This is a genomic window from Bradyrhizobium sp. USDA 4454 (assembly GCF_054822705.1).
In genome coordinates, this window is sequence record NZ_JBTRCN010000001.1 from 5,979,948 (window position 1) to 6,002,806 (window position 22,859).

21 protein-coding genes, 1 pseudogene and 1 riboswitch are annotated in these 22,859 nt (G+C 65.3%); of the genes and pseudogenes, 5 read left to right on the forward strand and 17 right to left on the reverse strand.

Annotated elements, in window-relative coordinates; all coding sequences use genetic code 11:
- Both phnH and phnG read right to left on the reverse strand, forming a co-directional pair.
- On the reverse strand, positions 1-609 hold the full coding sequence (gene phnH, locus ACVIW0_RS27820) for a phosphonate C-P lyase system protein PhnH (RefSeq protein WP_461355251.1): 609 nt from the start codon (positions 607-609) through the stop codon (positions 1-3).
- A 4-nt stretch (positions 610-613) separates the two neighbouring features.
- Positions 614-1,075: a phosphonate C-P lyase system protein PhnG gene (phnG, locus tag ACVIW0_RS27825; RefSeq protein ID WP_461355252.1), complete on the reverse strand. Its 462-nt coding sequence runs from the start codon at positions 1,073-1,075 to the stop codon at positions 614-616.
- A 104-nt stretch (positions 1,076-1,179) separates the two neighbouring features.
- On the opposite strand from phnG, the gene phnF reads away from it, so the two are divergent.
- Together phnF and ACVIW0_RS27835 are read left to right on the forward strand one after the other, a co-directional pair.
- Positions 1,180-1,905, forward strand: coding sequence for a phosphonate metabolism transcriptional regulator PhnF (gene phnF, locus ACVIW0_RS27830; RefSeq protein WP_461355253.1), 726 nt, complete (start codon positions 1,180-1,182; stop codon positions 1,903-1,905).
- A 122-nt stretch (positions 1,906-2,027) separates the two neighbouring features.
- A riboswitch (ZMP/ZTP riboswitch) is annotated at positions 2,028-2,112 on the forward strand.
- 33 nt (positions 2,113-2,145) lie between these two features.
- Positions 2,146-3,414, forward strand: coding sequence for a serine hydroxymethyltransferase (locus ACVIW0_RS27835; protein ID WP_461355254.1), 1,269 nt, complete (start codon positions 2,146-2,148; stop codon positions 3,412-3,414).
- A gap of 140 nt (positions 3,415-3,554) precedes the next feature.
- On the opposite strand, the gene phnE (ACVIW0_RS27840) is transcribed toward ACVIW0_RS27835, so the two are convergent.
- The 4 genes from phnE (ACVIW0_RS27840) to phnC all read right to left on the reverse strand — a co-directional run bounded on the left by phnE (ACVIW0_RS27840) (position 3,555) and on the right by phnC (position 7,185).
- On the reverse strand, positions 3,555-4,403 hold the full coding sequence (gene phnE, locus ACVIW0_RS27840; protein WP_461355255.1) for a phosphonate ABC transporter, permease protein PhnE: 849 nt from the start codon (positions 4,401-4,403) through the stop codon (positions 3,555-3,557).
- Positions 4,400-5,284: a phosphonate ABC transporter, permease protein PhnE gene (gene phnE, locus ACVIW0_RS27845; RefSeq protein ID WP_461355256.1), complete on the reverse strand. Its 885-nt coding sequence runs from the start codon at positions 5,282-5,284 to the stop codon at positions 4,400-4,402. Before phnE (ACVIW0_RS27845) ends, phnE (ACVIW0_RS27840) begins: the two co-directional genes overlap by 4 nt.
- Positions 5,285-5,363: 79 nt before the next feature.
- Positions 5,364-6,296: a phosphonate ABC transporter substrate-binding protein gene (phnD, locus tag ACVIW0_RS27850; protein WP_461355257.1), complete on the reverse strand. Its 933-nt coding sequence runs from the start codon at positions 6,294-6,296 to the stop codon at positions 5,364-5,366.
- Positions 6,297-6,369: 73 nt separating this feature from the next.
- On the reverse strand, positions 6,370-7,185 hold the full coding sequence (phnC, locus tag ACVIW0_RS27855) for a phosphonate ABC transporter ATP-binding protein (RefSeq protein WP_461355258.1): 816 nt from the start codon (positions 7,183-7,185) through the stop codon (positions 6,370-6,372).
- 210 nt (positions 7,186-7,395) lie between these two features.
- On the opposite strand from phnC, the gene ACVIW0_RS27860 reads away from it, so the two are divergent.
- Genes ACVIW0_RS27860 through ACVIW0_RS27870 form a run of 3 tightly spaced genes read left to right on the forward strand, consistent with a single transcriptional unit; the run spans position 7,396 to position 9,942 of the window.
- Positions 7,396-8,016 (forward strand): LbetaH domain-containing protein, encoded by a 621-nt coding sequence (locus ACVIW0_RS27860; protein ID WP_461355259.1) that lies wholly within the window; start codon positions 7,396-7,398, stop codon positions 8,014-8,016.
- A gap of 41 nt (positions 8,017-8,057) precedes the next feature.
- Positions 8,058-9,230: an alpha-D-ribose 1-methylphosphonate 5-triphosphate diphosphatase gene (locus ACVIW0_RS27865; RefSeq protein ID WP_461355260.1), complete on the forward strand. Its 1,173-nt coding sequence runs from the start codon at positions 8,058-8,060 to the stop codon at positions 9,228-9,230.
- Positions 9,231-9,249: 19 nt separating this feature from the next.
- Positions 9,250-9,942, forward strand: coding sequence for a DUF1045 domain-containing protein (locus tag ACVIW0_RS27870; protein WP_461355261.1), 693 nt, complete (start codon positions 9,250-9,252; stop codon positions 9,940-9,942).
- 6 nt (positions 9,943-9,948) lie between these two features.
- Here the strand turns inward: ACVIW0_RS27870 and hemC are convergent, their stop codons facing one another.
- From hemC to ACVIW0_RS27925, 11 genes and pseudogenes are all read right to left on the reverse strand, one after another.
- Positions 9,949-10,959, reverse strand: a complete 1,011-nt coding sequence (hemC, locus tag ACVIW0_RS27875; protein ID WP_461355262.1) for a hydroxymethylbilane synthase — start codon at positions 10,957-10,959, stop codon at positions 9,949-9,951.
- A gap of 64 nt (positions 10,960-11,023) precedes the next feature.
- Positions 11,024-11,634: pseudogene (pncA, locus tag ACVIW0_RS27880) on the reverse strand (bifunctional nicotinamidase/pyrazinamidase).
- The gene (locus tag ACVIW0_RS27885; RefSeq protein WP_461355263.1) at positions 11,634-12,452 is read right to left on the reverse strand and encodes an aspartate dehydrogenase; all 819 of its coding nucleotides are present in this window, start codon (positions 12,450-12,452) and stop codon (positions 11,634-11,636) included. The pseudogene pncA and the gene ACVIW0_RS27885 overlap by 1 nt, the downstream one beginning before the upstream one ends.
- The gene (locus ACVIW0_RS27890; RefSeq protein ID WP_461355264.1) at positions 12,452-13,870 is read right to left on the reverse strand and encodes a M20/M25/M40 family metallo-hydrolase; all 1,419 of its coding nucleotides are present in this window, start codon (positions 13,868-13,870) and stop codon (positions 12,452-12,454) included. Before ACVIW0_RS27890 ends, ACVIW0_RS27885 begins: the two co-directional genes overlap by 1 nt.
- 121 nt (positions 13,871-13,991) lie before the next feature.
- Complete coding sequence (locus ACVIW0_RS27895) at positions 13,992-14,480, reverse strand: Rid family hydrolase (RefSeq protein ID WP_461355265.1); 489 nt, start codon at positions 14,478-14,480, stop codon at positions 13,992-13,994.
- 173 nt (positions 14,481-14,653) lie between these two features.
- Complete coding sequence (locus ACVIW0_RS27900; RefSeq protein WP_461355266.1) at positions 14,654-15,058, reverse strand: c-type cytochrome; 405 nt, start codon at positions 15,056-15,058, stop codon at positions 14,654-14,656.
- Between the two features lie 2 nt (positions 15,059-15,060).
- Positions 15,061-16,653 carry a flavin monoamine oxidase family protein gene (locus tag ACVIW0_RS27905; protein WP_461355267.1) on the reverse strand — a complete coding sequence of 531 codons (1,593 nt, stop codon included), beginning with the start codon at positions 16,651-16,653 and terminating at the stop codon, positions 15,061-15,063.
- Positions 16,654-17,657: 1,004 nt separating this feature from the next.
- Positions 17,658-18,878, reverse strand: a complete 1,221-nt coding sequence (locus ACVIW0_RS27910) for an ABC transporter substrate-binding protein (RefSeq protein ID WP_461355268.1) — start codon at positions 18,876-18,878, stop codon at positions 17,658-17,660.
- 471 nt (positions 18,879-19,349) lie between these two features.
- Positions 19,350-20,780: an amidase family protein gene (locus tag ACVIW0_RS27915; protein ID WP_461355269.1), complete on the reverse strand. Its 1,431-nt coding sequence runs from the start codon at positions 20,778-20,780 to the stop codon at positions 19,350-19,352.
- A gap of 33 nt (positions 20,781-20,813) precedes the next feature.
- Positions 20,814-21,608 carry a FadR/GntR family transcriptional regulator gene (locus ACVIW0_RS27920; protein ID WP_461355270.1) on the reverse strand — a complete coding sequence of 265 codons (795 nt, stop codon included), beginning with the start codon at positions 21,606-21,608 and terminating at the stop codon, positions 20,814-20,816.
- 129 nt (positions 21,609-21,737) lie between these two features.
- Complete coding sequence (locus tag ACVIW0_RS27925; RefSeq protein WP_461355271.1) at positions 21,738-22,859, reverse strand: amino acid ABC transporter permease; 1,122 nt, start codon at positions 22,857-22,859, stop codon at positions 21,738-21,740.

Below are 22,859 nucleotides of genomic sequence, written 5' to 3' on the forward strand. Positions count from 1 at the left end.
TCACACTCCGCTTGCGATCAGCCGCGTGGTGCGCGGGATCGCCACAATGGCATCGTCATGGACCAGCACGACATCGATGCCGCGCGGGAACAGGGCTTCGTTGATTGCAAGCCGCTGGAACAGGTCACGCGGCTTGAACATCGCCTGCAGCAGCGCGCTGCCGTCGATGCCGGGCCCTTTCAGCTCGAAGGCCGGCCCCTGCGTCAGGCTGTCGACCTGGAGAATCAGCGTGGTCGAGCGGTCCGGATATTCGCTGCTGCCGAACGCGAAGCGCTCCAGCGCCGGCAGGTTCGCGGCTTCGCCGATCAGCGCGAAGCTTGCGATCGAGGAGTCCCCAACCACCGGTGCGCCGGCGTGAAATTTCAGCCAGCGGGCGACGTCCGGCGTCGCCGACATTGCACTGTCGAGCCAGATCGGCGTGTCGTGATCGAACAGCGTCAGCGCGATCGCGGCCGCGCCGCGCATCATGCCGGCGGGCACCCCGACGCTTGCTGCGACGCGCTGCACGCTGCCCGGGCGCGCCATCGCATCCATCACGGAACGGAAGGTGGATTGCGCCGACAGCACTTTGTCGGCAAAGCCTGCGGGCATTTCGGCAATCGTCGTCATTGCATCACCCCTCACCGCGCACCATCGTGTAGAAATCGACCCGCGTCGCCGCGGTCTCGGCGGCCTTGCGGGCGCGTTCGGCATTCATCCCGGCACGCAGCGGCGCAATCACCTTGGTCTCCACCTCGCCGGACAACGCCGCCGATTGCACCATCGCGTCGCAGAGCGCGATCATCCGCGCCTTCTCAGCATCGCGGCCGAGCGTGTAGCCGAAGCCGACCTCGCCGGTGGCAAGCTGCACCGCCGCGCGCGACACCGTCGCCTCGCCGAGATTGAACGGCGCGCCGTCGCCGCCGATCCGCCCGCGCAGCATCACCAGTCCGTTTTCCGGCTCGCGGAGGTTCTCGTGCGCAGGCATTGCGATCGCCGCCAGCCGGCCTGCGATATCCGCAGCCGCTGAGTGCGCCAGCACCGTCATCGCAGCCTTGCGCTGGGCTTGTTTGCTGTTTAGTCCGATCGAACTCATTGGCAACCTTGCTTGTATCAAGTTGTCTATGATACTAGACAACTTGATAGCGGAGCGCCATGACTGTTTCGTGACAAACTGAAGATTTCTGATATCACCGCGCGATGAGCATGCAGGAAAGTTCCGGCGTCGCCTTGTGGCGGCAGGTCGCCGACGGCATCGAGCGCGGCATCGCTGACGGCCGCTTTACCGCGGGCGAAAAGCTGCCCGGCGAAATGGAGATCGCCGAGACTTACCGCGTCAATCGCCACACCGTGCGGCGGGCGCTCGCCGCATTGGCGGAGCGCGGACTGGTGCGCGCCGAGCGCGGCAGCGGCACCTATGTCGAAGCCCAGCGCCTCGCCTATCCGCTGCGCTCGCGCACGCGCTTCTCGGAAATCGTCGGCGCCGGCGGCCACGAGCCGCGCGGCCAGTTGATCGAGGCCGGCGAGGATATTGCCAACCGCGACATCGCGCGCGAGCTGGGCCTGAAGATCGGTGCGCCGCTGATCCGCATCGAAGCGGTGCGGCTTGCCGACCGGACACCGATCTGCGTCTCCACCACATGGCTGTCAGCCGAGCGATTTCCCGATGCCGGCAACGTGTTCGCCAACGTTCATTCGATGACGAAGCTGCTCGGACATTACGGCGTGAAGGATTATCACCGCGCCTCGACCCGGATCACCGCGGCGATTGCCGATGCCACCGATGCGGCGCGGCTCGACCTGCCGCTGGGACGGCCGGTGCTGGTGGTCGATGCAACCGATGTCGACATGCTGGACCAGCCGCTCGTGACCAAGCGCTCGCGGTTCGCCGCCGAGCGCGTCGAGTTTCTGGTCGAGAACGGCTGACGATCCCCTCTACAATCCGAGGTGCGACGTCAAGCCTCTCAACAAAGTCCACGCCAACGGCCGTTGCGGAAGATCGGCAGATCGGCTAAAAGCTGCATCGCGAGGAGCCGCTGTGCTCATTCGTCCTGTCGCGCGACTGGCGAGCTGACGTGGAATCGACCACGGGGAAGCGCGAAGGTTTTAGCGCCGATCGCCTGGGCACCAATCTGCTGAAACAACAGCGTGTTGAGGAGCCCGAGCATGCCGTCATTTCGCGATGAACTTTCCATCAACGATCAAGAGATCGCCGCCGCCCTTGCGGGGGAAGAGCGCCGTCAGCAAGACGGCGTCGAACTGATTCCATCCGAGAATTACACCTACCCGGAGGTGCTTGAACTGCTCGGATCCGTCTTCACCAACAAATATTCCGAGGGCTATCCGGGACGCCGGTACTACGGCGGTCAGCAGTTCACGGACCAGATCGAGAACCTCGCGCGGCAGCGGGCCTGCTCGCTGTTTCGCGCCGAGCACGCCAATGTTCAGCCTCTTTCCGGGTCGCCGATGAATCAGGCCGTCTATCTCGGCCTGTTGAATCCGGGCGACACCATTCTCGCCATGGACCTGTCGCATGGCGGCCATCTCACCCACGGCGCGCCGGTGTCCCATATGGGACGTCTGTTCAACTTCATTCGCTACAAGACGGCCCCGTCAAAGAGCGGAGCAATCGATTTCGACGGGTTGCGCGCGACAGCGCGTGAAGCGCGTCCGAAAATGGTGTTGTGCGGCTACAGTTCCTATCCGCGCGACCTTGACTATGCAGCATTCAAGAGCATCGCCGACGAGGTTGGCGCGCTCACGATGGCCGACGTGAGCCACTATGGCGGACTGGTCGCCGCGAATGTCATGCGCAATCCGCTTGATGCCGGGTTCGACGTTATGACGACGACATCGCACAAGACGTTGCGCGGCCCCCGTGGCGGAATCATTCTGTGCCGGAGGGAACATGCCGGTCGGATCGATGCTTCCGTCTTTCCCGGCCTGCAGGGCGGACCTCACATGAACGTCGTGGCCGGTATCGCGGTGACTCTGAACAAGGCAGCGACCTCGGATTTCCAGACCTACGCGCGGCAGGTTTTGCGCAACGCCAAGGTTCTGGCAGCAACGCTGATGGAACGCGGAATGAAGCTGGTCACGGATGGGACCGACAATCACATGATGGTCATCGATACCGGACTGGACGGGCGAGCAGCCGAGGACCTGCTCGACGCCATCGCCATCACCACAAACAAGCAAATTATTCCCGACGATCCGCGCCCGCCGCTCAGGCCGAGCGGTATCCGCCTCGGCACACCCGCGGCGACCACGCGTGGCATGGGAGGCGCGGAAATGCATCGCATCGGCGAATTCATTGCCGCAGCCCTGCAGGCGAAAGCAGACGATGCGGTCGTCGCGCGGCTCAGGTCGGAGTGTGTCGAGGTGTGCCGCGCTTTTCCTGTTCCAGGCCTGGTGTCCCGGTTCGGATCGAACTGATCAGCGGAATCGAACGGCCGGCGCGAGGCGATTCCAGAGCAGCTTCGGTTCGGATTGAATCAGAACCGAAGCTCCGGATTCTTGTCTTGACGCGTTTTCTTCAGGCGAACCGGTGTCCGCTTCGCTCGAAAACGCTCTAGCTAGATCACGGCACGCTGGCCGATGATCGCAAACCGCAGCTTGCTCGATATGAAGTCGATCGCGGCGACCGCGATCAGGATCATCAGGATCAGGAACGACACCTTCTGCCATTCCAGCATGCGGATCTGCTCGGCGAGTTGCAGGCCGATGCCGCCGGCGCCGACGATGCCGATGATGGTGGCCGAGCGCGTGTTCGACTCGATGAAATAGAGCACCTGCCCGGCGATGACAGGCAGCACCTGCGGCAGCAGCCCGAAACGAATCTCATGCAGCGCATTGCCGCCGGCGGCGCGGATTCCCTCGACCTGCTTGCGGTCGGCCGCCTCGATCGCCTCGGAGAACAGTTTTCCGAATGCGCCGAAGTCGGAGACCATGATCGCGAGCACGCCGGCGAACGGGCCGAGCCCGACGACGTTGATCCAGACCAGCGCCCAGATCAGCGTATCGACGCCGCGGATCGTGTCCAGGAAGCGCCGCACCGGGAAGCGGATCAAGTTCGACGGGATGATGTTGCGCGCCGCCAGCAGGCTGACCGGCAGCGCCAGCAGCGCCGCAAGCGTGGTGCCGAGCAGCGCGATCGACAGCGTCTCGCCGAGCGCCTGCATGTAGAGCGGGAATGATGCGCCGGGATTCGGCGGGATCATCAGCATGGTAATCCAGCCGAGCTGGCCGACGCCCGAGATCAGCTTGGACGGCGAGAAGTCGAGATCGACCAGGCCGAACACGAAGATCGCGAACGCGACCGCGATCATCGCGGGCAATGCCAGCCGCGCTGATGCCGGCCGCTCGAAGGCATCGGGATATTTCGCACGGAGTTCGGCGGCATCCGGCTTCGGCATCTGGCTCATCGGCGCGTCTCCTCGCCGAACAGCCGGCCGCGCAGCCAGCCGGTCGAGATGTCGATAATGAAGACGGTGAGGATGATGGTGACCAGGATGGCGCTGACGTCCGAGTAATAGAACTTGCGGATCGCGACCACGAGCTCCTGGCCGATGCCGCCGGCGCCGACGAAACCCATCACCGACGCCTCGCGGACATTGATCTCAAAGCGCAGCAGCGCATAGCTGGCGTATCCGGCCGAGACCTGCGGCAGCACGGCAAAGCGCATGCAGGACAGCCAGCTCGCGCCGGTCGAGCGGATGCCCTCAACCGGCTTCATGTCGGCATTTTCGACGATCTCGGCAAACAGCTTGCCGAGCGCGCCTGTGGTGTGGATCGCGATCGCCAGCACGCCGGCCATCGGCCCGAGGCCGAACGCGATCACGAAGATCAGCGCGAACACGATGCCGGGCACGGTGCGGGCGAATTCCAGCAGGCGGCGGATGATGAAGCGCACCCGGGGTCCCGGCGAGGTATTTTGGGCAGCGAAGAAATTCAGCGCGAAGGCGAACACCGCGCCGGTCAACGTGCCGACATAGCTGATCAGGATCGTCTCGCCGAGCATCCTCAGCCATTTGTGCCAGCCCCAGAACCATTCGGCTGGGTCGGTCCAGACCCGCGCGTCCGAATCGAGCGTGAGGATGCGATCGAAATAGCTGACGAAGTTGCCGAAATAGGTGAACAGCGTGCGCAGGTTCACCTCGGCGCCGAACGCGGCGACGACCAGGACGACGCAGAACGCTGCGGTCGCCAGCGCGCTCCTGAGCCGCTTGCGTGCAACCGCCTTGCGGTAGGCGTCTTCCAGCACCGCCAGTTGCTGAGCCGGAAGAATGGATACGGCAGTTGCCATCGTGTTGATCAGTCGGGCTGGAGGTTCAACGGAAAGAGCCGGGTTATGAAACCCGGCCCCGCGTGTCTCCGTGGTGCAATCAGCTCGCCTTCTTGCGCAGCCTGTCGACGAACTTGATCAGCTCGATCGTGCTGTCCCAGTCCTTGGTCGTGGCGGGATGGAAGCCCTTCTTCTGGCCGTCGGAGAGACGGTCGAAAGCGGCCTTGTCCTTGGTCGGCGCGTCGAAGAAGGCCTTGGCGATCGCCGCCTTCAGGTCTTCCGGAAGGTCGGAGTTATATGCGTAGGGGCCGTTGATGATCGGCGACGACTTGTTGATGATGCGGAAGTCGTCCTTCTTCATCGCCGAACCGTCGGCGTTCTTCAGCATGCCCTTGGTCAGCATCTGGGCGAGCGTCGAATCGTCGTCGTTGGTCCACTGATTGGCCGCCATGTCGACGGTACCCTGCGCCAGCGCCAGTACGGCGTTCTCGTGGCTGCCCGTGAACACGACCTTGCCGAAATAACCCTCGGCATCGGGGATGCCCATCTTGTCGAGCTCGAAGCGCGGCACGTTGTTGCCCGATGTCGAATTCGGATCGACCAGGCCGAGATTCTTGCCCTTCAGATCCTCGACCTTCTTGTAGGGGCTCGACGCCTTCACGTAGAACACCGAATAGTAGCCGGTCGAACCGTCCTGGTTCATGTCGTTGGCGAAGGCGTCGGTCTTGACGCCGGTGAGGCGGGCGCGGGCGAACGACGCCGAACCGTAGCTGGCGATCTGGATGTTGCCGGCGCGCTGACCTTCGATGACGGCGGCATAGTCATTGGCAATGCGCAGCGTGACCTTCACGCCGAGCTCCTTCGACAGATACGCCACGAACGGCGTCCAGCGCTCGGTGACGCCCGAGGCGTTCTCGGCCGGCACCACTGCGAAGGTGAGCTCCGGATACTTTGCTTTCCAATCCTGCGCGAATGCCGAACCGGTGAACGCCAGTATGGCGGCGCCGGCCAGAACGATGCGACGAGTGAACATGACTACCCCTCTTTGTGGTTACACCTGTTGGCCGGGCAAAACGCCCAGCCTCGCAGAGAAAAATGCGCGACGCTCAGGCCGCGGCTGCGGTGCCGAGCGCCGGCGCGGTTTCACCGTCGGGCGCGGGCAGCGGCGCCGCGCCGATGACGTCATTGGCCTCGAGGTCATAAAGCTCGCGGGCGATATGGTCGGTCAGCGCTGCCGGCGCGCCGTCGAACACCACGCGGCCGGCCGCCATGCCGACCAGGCGGTCGCAATAGGTTCGCGCGAGCTCGAGCGAGTGCAGGTTGCAGAGCACCGTGATGCCGAAATGCTTGTTGATGCGCAGCAGCGCATCCATCACGATCTTGGTGTTGCGCGGATCGAGCGAGGCGATCGGCTCGTCGGCGAGGATGATGTCGGGCTCCTGCACCAGCGCGCGGGCGATCGCGACGCGCTGCTGCTGGCCACCGGAGAGCTGGTCGGCGCGCTGCGACGCGAGCTGGGCAATGTCGAACTGATCGAGCGCGGACATCGCGAGCGCCCTGTCCTGCTCCGGCCACACCTGCGCCAGCGAGCGCCAGGACGGAATCTGCGCGAGCCGGCCCATCAACACATTGGTCAGCACGTCGAGCCGCCCGACCAGATTGAACTGCTGGAAGATCATCGCCGAACGCGCCCGCCATTGCCGCAGCTCCTTGCCGCGCAGCGCGGTGACATCGGTGCCTTGGAACAGGATGCGGCCGGAGGTCGGATCGGCGAGACGGTTGATCATCCGCAGCAGGGTCGACTTTCCGGCGCCGGAGCGGCCGATCACGCCGACAAAGCTGCCCGGCGCGATCGAAAACGACGCGTCGTCGACTGCGGCTTTCGTGCCGAAGCGGCACGTCAAACCTTCCACCACCAGCATGCAATGCTCCAACCGCGTCTCGTTGGGCCATCGCTATCCCCGGCGTTTTACAGTTATGTGACGGTTGCGCTGCGCTGCGGCAATCGTCCACACCCTCGCTCGTCGCTCCCTTGCTGTCATCGCAACGTCATGATGTTGTCATCAAGCGACCCGATGACGAGCGTGCGTCCTCCGGAAGCCCAAGATTCTTCGATATTTGCGGAGGCCCTGATGGCCGGAAAAACACTCTCGGTTGTACCGACTGTCGACCCGACTGCGTCGGTGCGCGAGAGCAAGCTCGGCAAATACACCGAGGTCGGCGCGCGCACGATCCTGCTTGAAGTCAGCATGGATGACTATTCCTACGTCGTGAACGACAGCCAGATCACCTGCACCTCGATCGGCAAGTTCTGCTCGATCGCGGCGATGACCCGGATCAACCCCGGCAACCACCCGATGCATCGCGCGACGCAGGCGCACTTCACCTACCGCGCCAGCGCCTATTTCCCCGGAGAGAGCGACGACATCGATTTCTTCAACTGGCGACGTGCGCATCACGTGCATATCGGCCATGACGTCTGGATCGGTCACGGCGCGATCCTGCTGCCGGGACGAAACGTCGGAACCGGCGCTGTGGTCGCCGCCGGCGCGATCGTGACCAAGGATGTCCCCGCCTATACGATCGTTGCCGGCAATCCGGCGCGCCCGGTCAAGCGGCGCTTCTCCGAGACCACGGCGGAGCGCCTCACGACGCTCGGGTGGTGGGACTGGGATCACGAAACACTTCGTCGTGTGCTACCCGATTTTCGCAAGCTCGCGGCCGAAGAATTCCTCGACAAGTATGAGGCCTAGGCCGTATCCCAATCAGAGGACAAACATCGGAGCGCCGCATCGTGACGGATATCTTCATCGAAGGCGGACGCGCGCTGGTTGACGGGGCATTGGTCGAGACCTCGCTGCGGACCGCCGGCCGCGACATCGGCGCACTCGACGCCGAGCAGGGTCGCGCCGCGCTCCATGTCGATGCCAGGGGCCTGCTGGTGCTGCCCGGCATCATCGACCTGCACGGCGATGCGTTCGAGCGGCAGATGATGCCGCGCCCGGGTGTCGACTTCCCGACCGACGTGGCGATTGTTGACAGCGACCGGCAGGCGATCGCCAACGGCATCACCACCGTGTTCCACGGCACGACCTGGTCGTGGGAGCCCGGCCTGCGCAGCGCGGCGAATGCGCGCAAGCTGCTCGATGCGATCGAGGCGCTGCGGCCGCAGCTCGCCGCCGACACCCGTTTCCATCTGCGTCACGAGACCCACAATCTCGACGCCGAGGCCGAGATCATTCAATGGCTCACCGAAGGCCGCATCGACCTTTTCGCCTTCAACGACCACAGCAACGTCAAGCCGAAGAAGCGCAACCAGCTCGCCGAACGCACCGGACTCTCCCTCGACGCCGTCAACGACATGCTCGATCGGATCGTGGCGCGCCGTCCCGAGGTGCCGGCCTCGATCACGCGGCTGGCCACGGCTGCACGCGCGGCTGATATCCGCATGCTCTCGCATGACGACAACAGCCCGGCGATGCGTCAGGAGTTTCGCGCGCTGGGCGCCACGATCGCCGAATTCCCCGTCAACGAGGAGACCGCGCGCGATGCCGCGGCGGCGGGGGACTTCATCGTGTTCGGCGCGCCCAACGTGGTGCGCGGCGGCAGCCACACCGGCTGGACCAAAGCCTCCGACATGATCGCGCAGGGCCTCTGCTCGGTGCTGGCGTCCGATTATTACTATCCGGCGCAGCTGCTCGCGGCGTTCCGGCTCGCCGCCGACGGCATCCTGCCGCTCGCCAAGGCATGGGACCTGATCTCGTCGGCGCCGGCGCGCGCCGCCGGGCTCGCCGATCGCGGCGTGCTCGCCGCCGGCCGCCGCGCCGACATCATCGTCGTCGACGACAAGGTGCCGCTGCGGCCGCGCATCGTCGCGGTGATCGCGGCCGGGCGGCTGGTGCATCTGGCAGACGCGAGCTGCCTCGTTCATTCGCTCGCGCCGCGCAAGACGGTTGCGGCGGTGTAACCGGACCCGTATTGCTGCCATGGCCGACACTCCACGCTACGCGATCTACTACGCGCCATCCCCCGACAGCACCTTGCATCGCTTCGGCTCGATGCTGCTCGGCTACGATGCCGTCGATGGCAACGACCTGCCGTTGCCCGATGGCGTCGCGCCCGACTGGCGCGAGGTGACCGCGGATCCGCGCAAATACGGTTTTCACGCCACGCTGAAGGCGCCCACCGCACTCGCCGACGGCAGGAGCGAGTCCGAACTTCTTGACGCCTGCGCCGCCTTCGCCGGCCGCGCGCGGCGCATTCCCGTGATCGAACCGGTGGTCGATGCCATCAGTGGCTTCATTGCGGTGATCCCGGCCAGCCACTCGGGCGAATTGCAGCAGCTTGCCGCCGACTGCGTCACCGAATTCGACACGTTTCGCGCGCCGCTGACACCGGACGATCGCGCGCGGCGCAAGCCCGAACGTCTCACGGAGCGGCAGCGCGACTATCTCGACCGCTGGGGCTATCCTTACGTCATGGAGGAATTCCGTTTCCACATGACGCTGACCGGGCGGTTGAGCGACGAACGGCGCGGCCCGATCGTGGCGCGTTTGCGCGAACGGTTCACGGCGATCGATCTCGCGACACTCGCCATCGACCGCATCGCGCTGTTCAAGCAAGCCGATAGCACATCCCGGTTCCGGATCATCGGCAGCTGGCCCTTGCGCGCGCGCTAACGGACGCTATTCCTCCACCCTTGTGCGGGCGATGATCTCGGCGGCGCCCTTTTCCAACAGCTCCATCCCGACGGCGCGGCCGAGTTCGCGCGGCCGATCCGAAGGTCCGCGCCGCGTCACCTCAATGAAGCCGGCACCTAGCTCGTCGAGCACCGAGGCGCGCAGCGTCATCTCGCCTCCGGCGAACGTGGCGTGGCCGGCGATCGGCGAGTTGCAATGACCATTGAGCACCCACAGCACCTCGCGCTCGGCCTCGGCGGCAAACCGCGACGGCGCATTGTCGATCGCGGCAAGACGCGCGCGCGTCGTCCAGTCGGTCGCGACGCATTCGACCGCGACGATGCCCTGGCCAACCGCCGGCAGCATTTCGTCGACCGAGAAATCATGCGCGATGCGCGCGGTCATGCCGATGCGCTCGAGTCCCGAGCGCGCCATCACCAGCGCATCCGCCGGACCGACCTCGCCACCGTCCGGCAGCCGCTGCTTGTCGCCGCGATCGAGTTTTGCAACGCGCGTGTCGGCGGCGCCGCGATAATGGATCACGGTCGCCTCCGGAAACAGCCGGCGGAGATAGGCGGCGCGGCGCACCGCGTTGGTGCCGATCATGAAGCCCTTGCCGCGAGCGGCGCGCAGCGTCTCCAGCGACAGGCCGGGCCGCAGCACCAGGCTGTCATTGGCGGCATCGCGCGCCAGCATCGCCGCGAGGACGAGACCCGGCGTCTCCTCGTTGCCCGGCACGTCCTTCAGCGAATGCATCGCGGCCTGCAAGGTGCCCGCGCGCATCGCCTCGCGAATCTCGGCGACGAAGGCGCCGCCCTTGCCGCCGTGACGCAGCAGCTTGCTGGTCTGGTCCTGGTCGCCGCGGGTCTCGAGCTTGACGATGTCGACGGCAAGGTCGCCCGCCGAGGCGCGCAGCAGCCGCGCGACCTCGTCCGTCTGCGCGAGCGCCATCGCGCTTTTGCGCGTCCCGATCCGCAAAACCTGTCCCGACACGAAAGCTCCGCTGCGCGTGATCATCAACGGCTGGGGATTAGAACAAAAGGCCAGTCAAAACAATGGTTTTTGCCCCGCCTGGCGAGGCTCAGACGATCTCCTCGACAAGCGCCACGCCGGCCTCGCGCATCGCTGCGATGGCGGCTGCAAGCGAACCGCCGAGGTCGATGGCCCGGCAGCCCGGCAACAAGACCACCGTCTCGATGCCGAGCCGCCGCGCATCGAGCGCCGAATACTGCACGCAAAAATCCGTCGCCAGCCCCGCCATCAGGACGCGCGTGAGGCCGCGCTCGCGCAGAGCCCCGTCGGGGTTGTGCGGTCGTTTTCGAAGAACGCCGAATAGGAATCGATCGCCGACCGGAACCCCTTGCGGATCACGAGCTCGGCGCGATCGGTGGCGAGGCCTGGATGAAACGCCGCGCCCGCGGTGCCCTGGATGCAATGATCCGGCCACAGCGTCTGCGGCCCATAGGGCATGGTGATCGAGGAGAACGGCGCCGCGCCCGGATGCGAGGTCGCAAACGAGCTGTGGCCCGCCGGGTGCCAGTCCTGGGTCAGCACGACATGGTCGAACAGCGCCGCGAGCCGGTTAATCACCGGCACGACGGCATCGCCGTCGGCAACCGCCAGCGCGCCGCCGGGGCAGAAATCGTTCTGCACGTCGATAATCAGCAGGAGATCGTCGGGCTCAATCTTCATCAGGTACCGATCCGTAACGACGCGCGCAATTTGCGCAGGCAGGCGATCACCGACAGCGCGGTGATGCGGCCGGTCTTGGGATTTTCCGAGGGGATGTTCTCGATCGTCATCGAGAACCGCGCGGAATCGGAATCGACCTCGATGCGGTGGGTGTTGCGCGTCACCCTCGGATCCGCCCAGATCTCGACCCGGGTCCGGTCGGGGCCGATGCCGGCGAGCGACAGCGCCACCGCGACGTTGAGATTGGCCGGAAAGCCCTTTGCGGCATCGCGCGCGCTGCCTTCGAAGATGCGCAGCGGCTCGGTGATCCCTTCGATCTCGATGTTGTTCTCGACCAGATGCGGCGCGCCGAGCAGGCCCGCGACCGGCTTCCGCGTCACGAGCTTCGCCGAATGAATGGTCCCGACCGCAGCCGCGGTCACGGCGTCGAGCCCGATCAGCGCGCCGGTCGGCACGATGATCTGGCCGCCATGGGCCCGCGCGAGATCGACCAGGTCCTCGTTCTGCAACAGCGCGCCGACGCTGAGCACGACCGCGGTCTTGCCGCGCTCGAGCACCGGCGCCACGATCGCGCGCACCACCTTGCTCGGCGCGCACTCGACCACGATGTCGGCAACATCGGCGAGCTGTTCGATCGGCACCAGCTCTGGCGCGGACTCGAGCTCCGCGACCCAGCCGCGATGCTTGTCCGGACTGTTCGCCGACACCGCAACCAGCGTCAGTCCCTCGATGCCCTGATCGAGCGCCTTGACGATTTCGGCGCCGATCGCGCCGAGGCCGGCGACCGCAACCCGTGTCCTTGTCTCGCTGTCAGCCATCATTTCCCGCCAGCGAGCATCTTGACCAGGCGATAGAGGTACTCCTGGCCCTCGTAGAACGATTTGACCAGCACGCGCTCGTCCTTGCCGTGGTTACGGTTGTCGTCGACATCGGCGCCGAGCCCGGAATGGCCGTAGGTCGGGATTCCGGCATTGCGCAGATAGCTGCCGTCGGTCGCGCCGGTGCTCATGACCGGGACGATCGCCGCATCCGGCCAGAACTCCTTCGACAGCTTCTCGATCGAACCCATGATCTCCTCGTTCAAGGGCGACGGCGGGCTCAGCACCGCCTTTCCGGTCGCCGTCACCTCGATCTGCTTATCGGCGAGCACGCGCTCGATCGCCGCCTGGACACCGTCGACCGGCTCGCCGGGAAGGATCCGGCAATTCACCTTGGCGCTCGCCAGCTGCGGCAGCGCGTTGATGGCATGGCCGCCCTCCAGCATGGTCGCGACACAGGTGGTTCGGAGCTGGGCGTTGTAGCCGGGCTTGTCCGACAATCGCGCCAAGGCCGCCGGATCGGGCTGCGGCGCCAGGATCGCCTTGATGTCGTCGGCGTTCTCCTTGCTCTCGGTCTCGGCGGTCTTTGCAAAATAGATCCGCGTCGTCTCGTTGAGATTCATGGGGAAGTCGTATTTGGAGAGACGAACCAGGCCTTCGGCGAGCCGGTAGATCGCATTGTCCTTGCGCGGCAGCGACGAATGGCCGCCACGATCCTTCACGGTGAGCTGGTAGCCGACCGAGACCTTCTCGCTGGTCTGCACGCTGTTGCGGATCGCCTTGCCGTTCTTCAGGCCTACGCCGCCGCCTTCGTTGAGCGCGAACTCGGCATCGATCAGATCGCGGTGGTTCTTGATCAGCCACTGCATGCCGAGGCCGTTGGAATCGAGGATCTCCTCGTCGGTCTCGAGCGCTACGATGATGTCGCGGTCCGGCTTGTAGCCTTCCTTCTTGTAGCGGATCAGATTGGTGACGAAGGAGGCGGCCATGTATTTATCGTCGCTCGAGCCGCGGCCGTAGAAATAGCCGTCCTGCTCGGTGAGCTTGAACGGATCGACCGTCCAGTCTTCCCGCAGCGCGGGGACCACATCGATATGGGCGACCAGCAGGATCGGCTTGCGCGCGCCGGAACCGCGCAGCCGCGCCACCAGATTGCCCTTGTGCGGCGCCGGCGAGAACACATGCACGTCGGCCTCGGGGAAGCCGGCGGCGCGGAGCCGCGCGCCCATCGCCTCCGCCGCCTTCTGGGTGTCGCCGGTCGCGGTGGTGGTGTTGATCTCGACCAGTTCCTGGTAGATGCCGCGGGCAAATTGCTGTTGCTCGGTCAATCCCTCCGCCGCGGCGCCTGTTGCGAGCAGCGCGCCGAGCGCCACCGCGAGCCGCAGCGATCGAACCATGTCTTTCACCTCGTACGACATCGTGCTCTCCCAGAATTCCACTGCAACGAATTCAGACAGGCGACACGCGCTTTGGCAAGACGGCAAGCCCTTCAATTTCCGCGCGCATGCTCCGCAGTTTCGCGCACGCCATTTGGAGTGCTTATTTGGCGTCTTTGGCCGCAATCACCTCGATCTCGACCAGGAAGCCGGGATTGGCCAGCGCCGCGACGCCGACCACCGAGCGCGCCGGCAGGTTCGGCTGGCTGCCGCCGAAGAACTGGGTGTAGCCCTCCATGAAGGCCTTGAAGTCCATCGGCGCCGCCGTGCTGTGCACCAGGAACACCTGCATCTTGACGACGTCGCCCATGCCGAGCCCCTGGCCTTCCAGGATCGCCTTGATCCGGTTGAGCACGCCGACGGTCTGGGTCTTGGTGTCGCCATAGGCCTGAGGGCTCGACGGATCGGCATCCTTGCTGACGACCGGCGGCACCTGGCCGCTGACATAAACCGTCGTGGTGTTGCCGGTGACCGTCACAGCCTGCGCGATCGGGAATGTCGAGTTGGGAATCGGATGCCTGACCACGTCGGCCGAGGCGGCGCTCGCCATCGCCGACAGCGCGGCGCCCAACACGATAGTTGCTAATCTCATAATATCTCCCATGACTTGATAGCCGCTCGCGTGGCACACATCGTTCAATCCGTCATTCCGGGGCGCGCGCAGCGCGAACCCGGAATCTCGAAGTTGCGGAACTCCGACTACACCAGCTCTGGATTCCGGGTTCGCGGGCTTTGCCCGCGCCCCGGAATGACGAGACGACGCTGTCAGCGGCGGGCGTCCTGGACGTCCTTGGTCGTCACCGCGTCCTGATAGCTGTTGCCGAAATGCGTCCGCAGATAATTCACAACGGCGGCGACCTGACCATCGGTCATCATGTCGCCGAATGCCGGCATGCCGCGGCGGCCGTTGACGACTAGGAAGATCGGATAGCTGCCGGATTCGAGATTCTTGTTGCCGGCGAGCGAGGGATAGGTGCCGGCGCCGCTCGCGCCCGTCGCGTCCGGCATGTGGCAGCCCTGGCAGACATTGGCGAACAGCTCTTCGCCGGTCATCTCCACGAAGCGGTAGCCCGAGGAGAAGGTGCGCTTGCCCGCTATACCGTCCTGCGCAGCGGCGGCGGACGCCGCGAGCAGCGCCAACAGGGCGATGGCAGATGGTCCCGTCCGCATCGTCACGTCTTCACCACGCGTTCGTGCAGCCGGGAGATCACGTCGAGCGCGGACAGAATCGCGCCCTCCTGCCAGGCTGGCAGCAGCGAGGCATGCTCGCCGGCCAGCGCGATGCGCCCGTCGATCTGGCAGAGATTGCGGTAGTGCTGCGCCCGCGCGGCCTCGGTCCATTCGCCGGCGCAGCCGAGCGTGAACGGCACGCGATGCCAGGCCACCGCGACGCCGTTCTCGAATTCGCTTCGGTATTGCGAATGGATCGCCGAGCCGAACTCGACCGCGCTCGCGACCCGCTCGGCCGGCGTCATCGCGGTGAACTCGAACGAATTGGCGCCGCCATACATGTAGGCACCGAGCAGGATGCCGCGGCCGCCACGGTTGAAGCCAGTGTTCGGATAGGCGATCTGCCGGATCGGCAGATCGGTGTAGCTGATGCCGCCATAGATCGCCTCGTCCTCTTCCCAGAACCGCCGCTTGAACTGCAGCCCGATCTTCACCGAGGCGGCATAGGGCACGGCCTCGATCGCGCTCTTCATCGGTGCGCCGACATCAATCGGCAGCTGGCTCAGGATCGGCAACGGGATGGTGCAGATGCACCAGTCGGCGGTCGCCTGCTGCACCGCGGACGGATTGGCGGTGTCGACATAGCTCACGGTGACGCCGGAGCCGTTCTGCTGGATCTGCGTCACCTTGGCGTTAGTGCGGATGAGATCGCCGACCTCGCGCGCGAACGCCTTGCCGATCATGTCCATGCCGCCGACCGGCTGGAACATCGTGGTCTGGAAGTCGTAGCGCGCAAAGGTCTGCAGATAGCGCCACATCCGCGACCGCAGCAGCTCCTGCAGCGAGACCGGCTCGCTGGGCAACGGATCGGGCATCAGGCCGCCGCCGGGATCGTGGGCATAACCGCGAAACTCGGCGGAGCCGAGGTTGGCATTGTATTTGTAATCGCGATCCAGCGCGCCCCAGTCGCGCAGCGCCTGCAACAGGATCTCCTGGTCTTCCTTGCCGACGAACTCGTCGAGCCTGCCCTGCTGGCTGACTTTTGCGAGCAGCTCCGACACGCCGCCCTGGAAATCCGCCTTGATGCTGCGAAAGCGTTGCGGCTTGCCGTCGAATGCGCGCGTCGCGTGCAGATAGGCATTGTGGTTGAGCTGGATGAAGGGTTCCAGCGTCACATTGAGCCTGCGGCAGTAATCGAGCAGCGCGCGGTGATGATAGGGAATCCGCCACGGGCCGGGATTGAGGTAGAGCCCCTGCTCGAACTGGCAGGTCTGCCTGAAGCCGCCGAGCTCGGTCAAGCTGTCACCGCCGCGGATCGACCAGTTGCGGCCGCCGGCGCGGCTGTTGAATTCGAGGATCTGGACCTTGTAGCCGGCCTTGCGCAATTCCAGCGCCGCCGTCATGCCGGCAAGCCCGGCGCCGAGGATCAGCACCGAGGCGCCCTTGACATCGCCGGCGAGCCTGACCGGCCCCTTGTAGGCGGATTCCGATGCGAAGCCGAGGCTCGTCATCGCGTGATACATCGCCGAGCTGCCGGCAATGGTCCCGATCAGCGTCAGCAGGTCCCGCCGCCTGATCACAGATTCGTTCTGCACCCGCGCCCACCCAGCCGCTGACGTCGATGGCGAAGGGAAACGGTTGACGCGATCCGTGTCAAGAAAGGCCGCACGCTTCCACATCCAGCCACACGCGCTTTTGATGCGTCACGCGACCGGCCACAATCGTCGTCCCGGCGAAACAGGCCGTGTCCAGAGACGGCTGTGCTTGAGCCGAGAAGCCGCGGCGTACTGGATCGCCCGGTCGAGGCCGGGCGATGACAGTTGTAGATGAGGACGCAGTTTTGCATTCTCGCGGCATGACCTGCCCGAGTCTTGCTCTTCGTCTCGCCGCTCTGAAAGCAGAGGGCGCAGGGAAAGCCGGGTGCCGATCGCACCCATGGGCCCCGAGCAAAAGGGTAGAAAGCTCGGGGGTAGGACCACAGGTGTAACCGGAGCAATCCGGCTTTCCCTGCGCGACGGGTTACGGCTTATACGTGCTCTCCCCGGCGAGACTTGGCTTTGTTGTCACCGTCTTCGCGACGCGCATCTGCGCAATCCGAAAAGACACCTACCGCTAGGGCGTCAGGCCTGCACGACTTCGCCGTCCGCCTCATGCGCGTTCGTCAACTGCGCAATCGGCGTCCACCGCATCTCGACCCGCGTTCGTGACGACCGCGAAGCGCCCCTCGTATCGGGTGAGACGGGGAGATTTATACACCGCGTTGCGCTTCGGATAAAGCGAAATATTTTTGTCACGAGGGCTTGCGCCGTCGGGCAACTCAGTGGCACGCGCGCGCGTGAGGCGGGCACCGGCGGCAGGGCTCCCTCCCCCTTGCGGGGCAGGGTTGGGGAGAGGGGTACCACACGACGTGAGCTCTCCGAATACCGCGCAACGGTAAGGAAGCAACTTGCGAGGATGTGCAGTCCATCGATCAACTCGCCCGGGGCCACCCCTCTCCCCACCCTCTCCCGCAAGGGGAGAGGGAGCCCGGGAAGTGTGCTCACCTCAACGCCGCTTCCACAATAACCGCACCAGAACGTCGGCCTCGGTCGCCTCACTCCTAATGCGCCTTGGCGACGTAGGGGCAGCCGCCATCATCGAGCGGACGGAAGGCCTGGTCGCCCGGCACGGTCGCGAGATATTCGTAGAGGTCCCACTTGCTCTTGGACTCGTCCGGCTTCTTGATGCGCATCAGGTACATGTCGTGCACCATGCGGCCGTCCTCGCGCACGACGCCGTTCTGGGCGAAGAAGTCATTGACCGGGGTCTTGCGCATCTGCGCGATCACGGTCTCCGAATCCACCGAGTTGGTGGCGGCGACCGCCTTGAAATAGTGCCTGAGCGCCGAGTTGACGCCGGCCTGGTAGGCGGTCGGCATGGCGCCGTGCCGCTTGAAGAATTCCTGGGCGAAGGCGCGGGTCTCGGGCGTGCGATCCCAATAGAAGGAATCGGTGAACAGGAGATCATGCGCATGCGCCAGCCCGAGCGCCGGCACGTCGGTGAGCGTCACCTGCAGCGCGACGAGCTGCATGCTGGCGCGGATGTTGAACTCGTCGGCTTGCGACACCGCATTGCGGAAGTCGGAGCCGGCATTGGCAAGCGCCAGGATTTTTGCGCCGGAGGACTGCGCCTGCAGCAGGAAGGACGAGAAGTCGGCGGTATCGAAGGGATGACGGACCGCGCCCAGCACCTTGCCGCCGGCCGACGTCACGGCCTTGCTGGCATCGCGCTCCAGCGCCTGGCCGAACGCGTAGTCCGCGGTGAGGAAGAACCACGGCGTGCCGCCGCGCGCGACCACCGCCTTCGCCGTCGCGTTCGAGGAGGCATAGGTGTCGTAGGTCCACTGCACGCTGGTCGGCGAGCATTGTTTGCCGGTGAGATCGGACGAACCGGCGCCCGAGATCAGGAACAGCTTCTTGCGGTCGCGCGTCACGGTCTGGACCGCGAGCGCCACCGCCGAGTTGACGCCTTCGGCGATCACGTCGACGCCCTTGGTGTCGATCCAGTTGCGCACGATGCCGGTCGCCACGTCAGGCTTGTTCTGGTGATCGGCCGAGATGATCTCGATCTTGCGTCCGGCGACCGTGCCGCCGATCTCCTCCGCGGCCATTTGCGCCGCGATCACCGATCCCGGCCCGTTGCCGTCGGAATATTGCCCGCTCATGTCGGTGATGATGCCGACGCGCAGCACACTATCCTCCGCGCGGGCCGCGCCGACAGCAAATGACAGACACGCGGCGGCAATGGCGGCAAGGACGGGCGAGCGTTTCGTGATGGACATTTCATTCCCAAAGGTTTCGGATAGTTCGGATGGTTCGACGAACTCCTGAAGCAATCAGGGATCACCGACAACCCCGTTCGCCGGCATGGCGCTCTGCGATTCCGCGGCAAAATTCCGGGAGGAGGAACGCGACGCATGCGTCGGCTCGCGCATCGCAGGTCATGCGAACGCCGCGACGAGATTTCGCCGCGGCGTGCCCTGAAGCATGATGAGAGAAGGTTGATCTGACGACGGCGGTTCACCTCTCCCTTGGGAGAGGTCGGCGCACCCGGATCGGCGCTTCGCGCCGTCCGAGTACAGGCTCCGCGCCGGGTGAGGGGTTACGCTCTCTCGTTGGCGCCGCGGCCCCTCACCCGATTTGCTGCGCAAATCGACCTCTCCCCAATGGGGAGAGGTAAACCGAGTCCGAGAATCCGATTCAAACTCATCCTGCTCTAGATCATACGACTGAAGGATGAGGTCGCGATCGCCTCAGCGCCGCTCCCACAATTGCCTTGTGAGGATACCGACCTTGCGCTCGATCGCTTCGGCGGCGTCGAGGCACATGTCCTCGCGATAGCGCGAGCCGACGATCTGGACGCCGACCGGCACCCCTTCATGCAGGCCGACCGGCACCACGGCCGCCGGCAGGCCGAGCACGTTGATCGACGAGATGAAGCGCAGGTCGTTCCAGAACAAATCCTTGATGCGCTGGTCGCCGCCGAGATCGGCATTGACCTCCGGCGTCTTGCGCACCGTGGTCGGCATCAGCACGACAGGATATTGCTCGAGGAAGCCCATCCAGGCCCGGATGTGACGCGACCGCTCGGCGATCGCCTTCATGTAGCCGGCCTGATCGAGCGGGTTGGCCAGCGCCATGAAGCCGTGGAACGTCTTCTGGAAGTCGGCGCTTGATGTCGCCAGCATCTGGTCCTGCTGCAACACCCGCGTCTCGGTCATGATCAGGTCGCACCAGAGCTGCCAGACCTTGTTGAGCTCGGGGACCTCGACCTCGCTGACCGCATAGCCGGCATCGGCCAGATGATCGGCCGCCTTGCGCTGAAGCGCGATCACGCCGCGATCGGTCACCATGTCCTCGGGGATCTTCGCCAGCGCGACCTTGACCGGCGCGGCGGGCTTCGGCCCCGTCAGCGGCGCCGGCACATACCAGGGATCGCGCGGATCGCGCTGCGCCATCACTTCAAGCCCGAGACGGACGTCGGCGACCTGGCGTGCGAGCGGGCCCTGCGACGACATGAACTGGGCCATCAGCGGCCGCTCCGCGGTGGCCGAGGGATTGAACGCCGGAATCCGGCCCTGGGTCGGCTTGATGGTGGCGATGCCGTTGCAATGCGCCGGCCAGCGCAGCGAACCGCCGATGTCGTTGCCATGCGCGATGGTGCCGATGCCGGCCGCGATCGACGCGCCGGCGCCGCCCGAGGAGCCGCCGCAGGTGACCTCGGCATTCCAGGGATTACGCGTCAGGCCGTGCAGCGGATTGTCGGTGAAGCCGCGCAGCGAGAATTCCGGCGTGTTGGTGAGGCCGATGATGACGGCGCCGGCCTTCTTGAGGTTGGCCGTCACCGGCGAGTCGCCCGGCGCGATATTGTCCTTGAAGGCGACCACGCCGTTCGAATTGGCCTGGCCCTCGACGTCGATGTTGATCTTGATCGTGACCGGCACGCCGTGCAGCGGCCCGACGGCACCGCCGCCGCGCTTGCTGGCAGCCAGCGCCTCGTCCGCGGCCTTCGCCGTCTTCATCGCGGCGTCACCGAGATCGACGACGACGGCGTTCAGTGCCGGGTTGGCCTGGTGCATGCGGTCGAGATGGGCGCGGACGACCTGCTCCGAGGTCGCCTCGCCGTTCCTGATCGCCGCAGCCGTCTCCACGGCCGACCATTGCCAGATCGGTGCATTCGTCACGTGTTGTCCTCCACTGGTTCTCGCTGGTTGGGTTCAGTCGAGCCGCAACGGCTCGTAGAAGACCGGCTGATCCATCCGCCGGTCCTCTCTGGGAACGACGACCGCCTCGGCGCTCAGCACATGATCGAGCATCACGCGCCGGGCACGCGCCGCGTTGCCGGAGCGGAACGCGGCCATCAGGCGCTTGTGAAATTCGATGTTCTCGCAGGTGAAGCGCGACGAGAACTCCTGCGCGCCGAATTTGCCGATCAGATGGCGGATCGCCTCGTTGACGAACCGGCACATCAGGCCGAGCAGCGGATTGGGACAGGCCTCGATCAGGATGTCGTGGAAATCGATCTCGGCGTGGCGATGATGGTCCCAATCGGCTTCACCGCCGGGGTGATGCTCCTGAACCGCGATCGCATTGTCGAGCGCGGCCAAATGCGCCGCGGTGAGGTGGCCGACCACGCTGAAGGCGAGCTCCGGCTCGATCAGGCGGCGGATCTGGTAGATCTGCGCGGCATTGACCGACTGGAAATAGAAGTAGTTGCTGAGCAGGCCGACGATCCGGTTGATCGACACCGGCGCCACCCGGGCACCGCCGCCGGGACCGGTGGTGTTCTGCACCAGCCCCTGCACTTCCAGCGACTTGAGTGCCTCGCGGATGGTCGAGCGGCTGCAGCCGAACATCGCGATCAGCTCGCCCTCCTGCGGCAGCCGGTCGTCGGGCTGCAAGCCGGCCTGGAAGATGTGGCTGCGGATCAGATCGGCGACCGCGTCCGAGCGCTTGCGCTTGATCGCCGCGCGCCGCGAGGGGTCGAGGGTGGGCAAAGCCGATTTATCCATTTTATGATCATAAATAGGATCGAGCCGGCTTGGCAAGGGGCGATCGCCCCCATGGGTCGCCTACCCCGGGGGCTTATCCTGGGGAGGACGGCAGGACCGAATGTTCAGGAATTGGCGAGCGACGATCGCTCAGCCGTGCGTGCGTTGCGCCTCGAGGCCGCGGCTGTAGCGTGACATCGCAAAGCAGAACACGAAATAGATCACGCCGACGAACACGTAGACCTCGACGCTGAAGGACTGCCAGGCCGGATCGACGATCGCGGTCTTGGCGGTCGTCAAGAGATCGAAGATGCCGATGATCAGGACCAGGCTGGTGTCCTTGAAGAAGGCGATGAAGGTGTTGACCAGCGGCGGGATGACGTGGCGGATCGCCTGCGGCAGCACGATCAGCGCGTGCTTCTCCCAATAGGACAGGCCGAGCGCATCAGCCGCCTCATATTGTCCGCGCGGCACCGCTTGCAGGCCGCCGCGCACGACTTCGGCGAGATAGGCGCCGGCATAGAGGATGAAGGCGATCTGGGCGCGCAACAGCTTGTCGATGTTGACGCCGTCGGGCATGAACAGCGGGAACATCACGCTCGCCATGAACAGCAGGCTGATCAGCGGCACGCCGCGGATCAATTCGACATAGAGCACGCAGAGCGAGCGGATCGCCGGCAATTTCGAGCGGCGGCCGAGCGCGACCAGGATGCCGAGCGGGAAGCCGAGCGCCAATCCGAAGGTCGCGAGGATCAGCGTCACCGGCAGCCCGCCCCAGCGGTCCTGGGTAACGAAGGTGAGGCCAAGGAAGCCGCCCCACATCAGGCAGCCGATCACGATCAGCGCCGCCGCCCACAGCAGGAACAATTCCTTGCGCCAGAAGCTGCGGCGGCTCGACACCACGAACAGCGCGATGAAGATCACGACCGCGAGCGCCGGCCGCCACTGCTCGCTATACGGATAGGTGCCGAACAGGATGAAGCGGTACTTCTCGGGCACGACGGCCCAGCAGGCGCCGACGCCGCGCAGCGCGCGGCAGGCGGCAGTGTCGTTGCCGGAGACGATCCAGACCGCGTTGGCAATGCCCCATTGCCAAAACGCGATGCCGGCCTTGCCGAGCACGAACAGCAGCAGCAAGGTCATGATGCCGGACGGGATCGAGGCGAACAAATTGGCGCGCAGCCAGGCGGTGAGATGACCGCCGAGCGCGCGCGGCGCGGGGCGCGGGCCGATCGGTAGCGGATCCTGCGGGAGGTGGGCGACCGAGCTCAT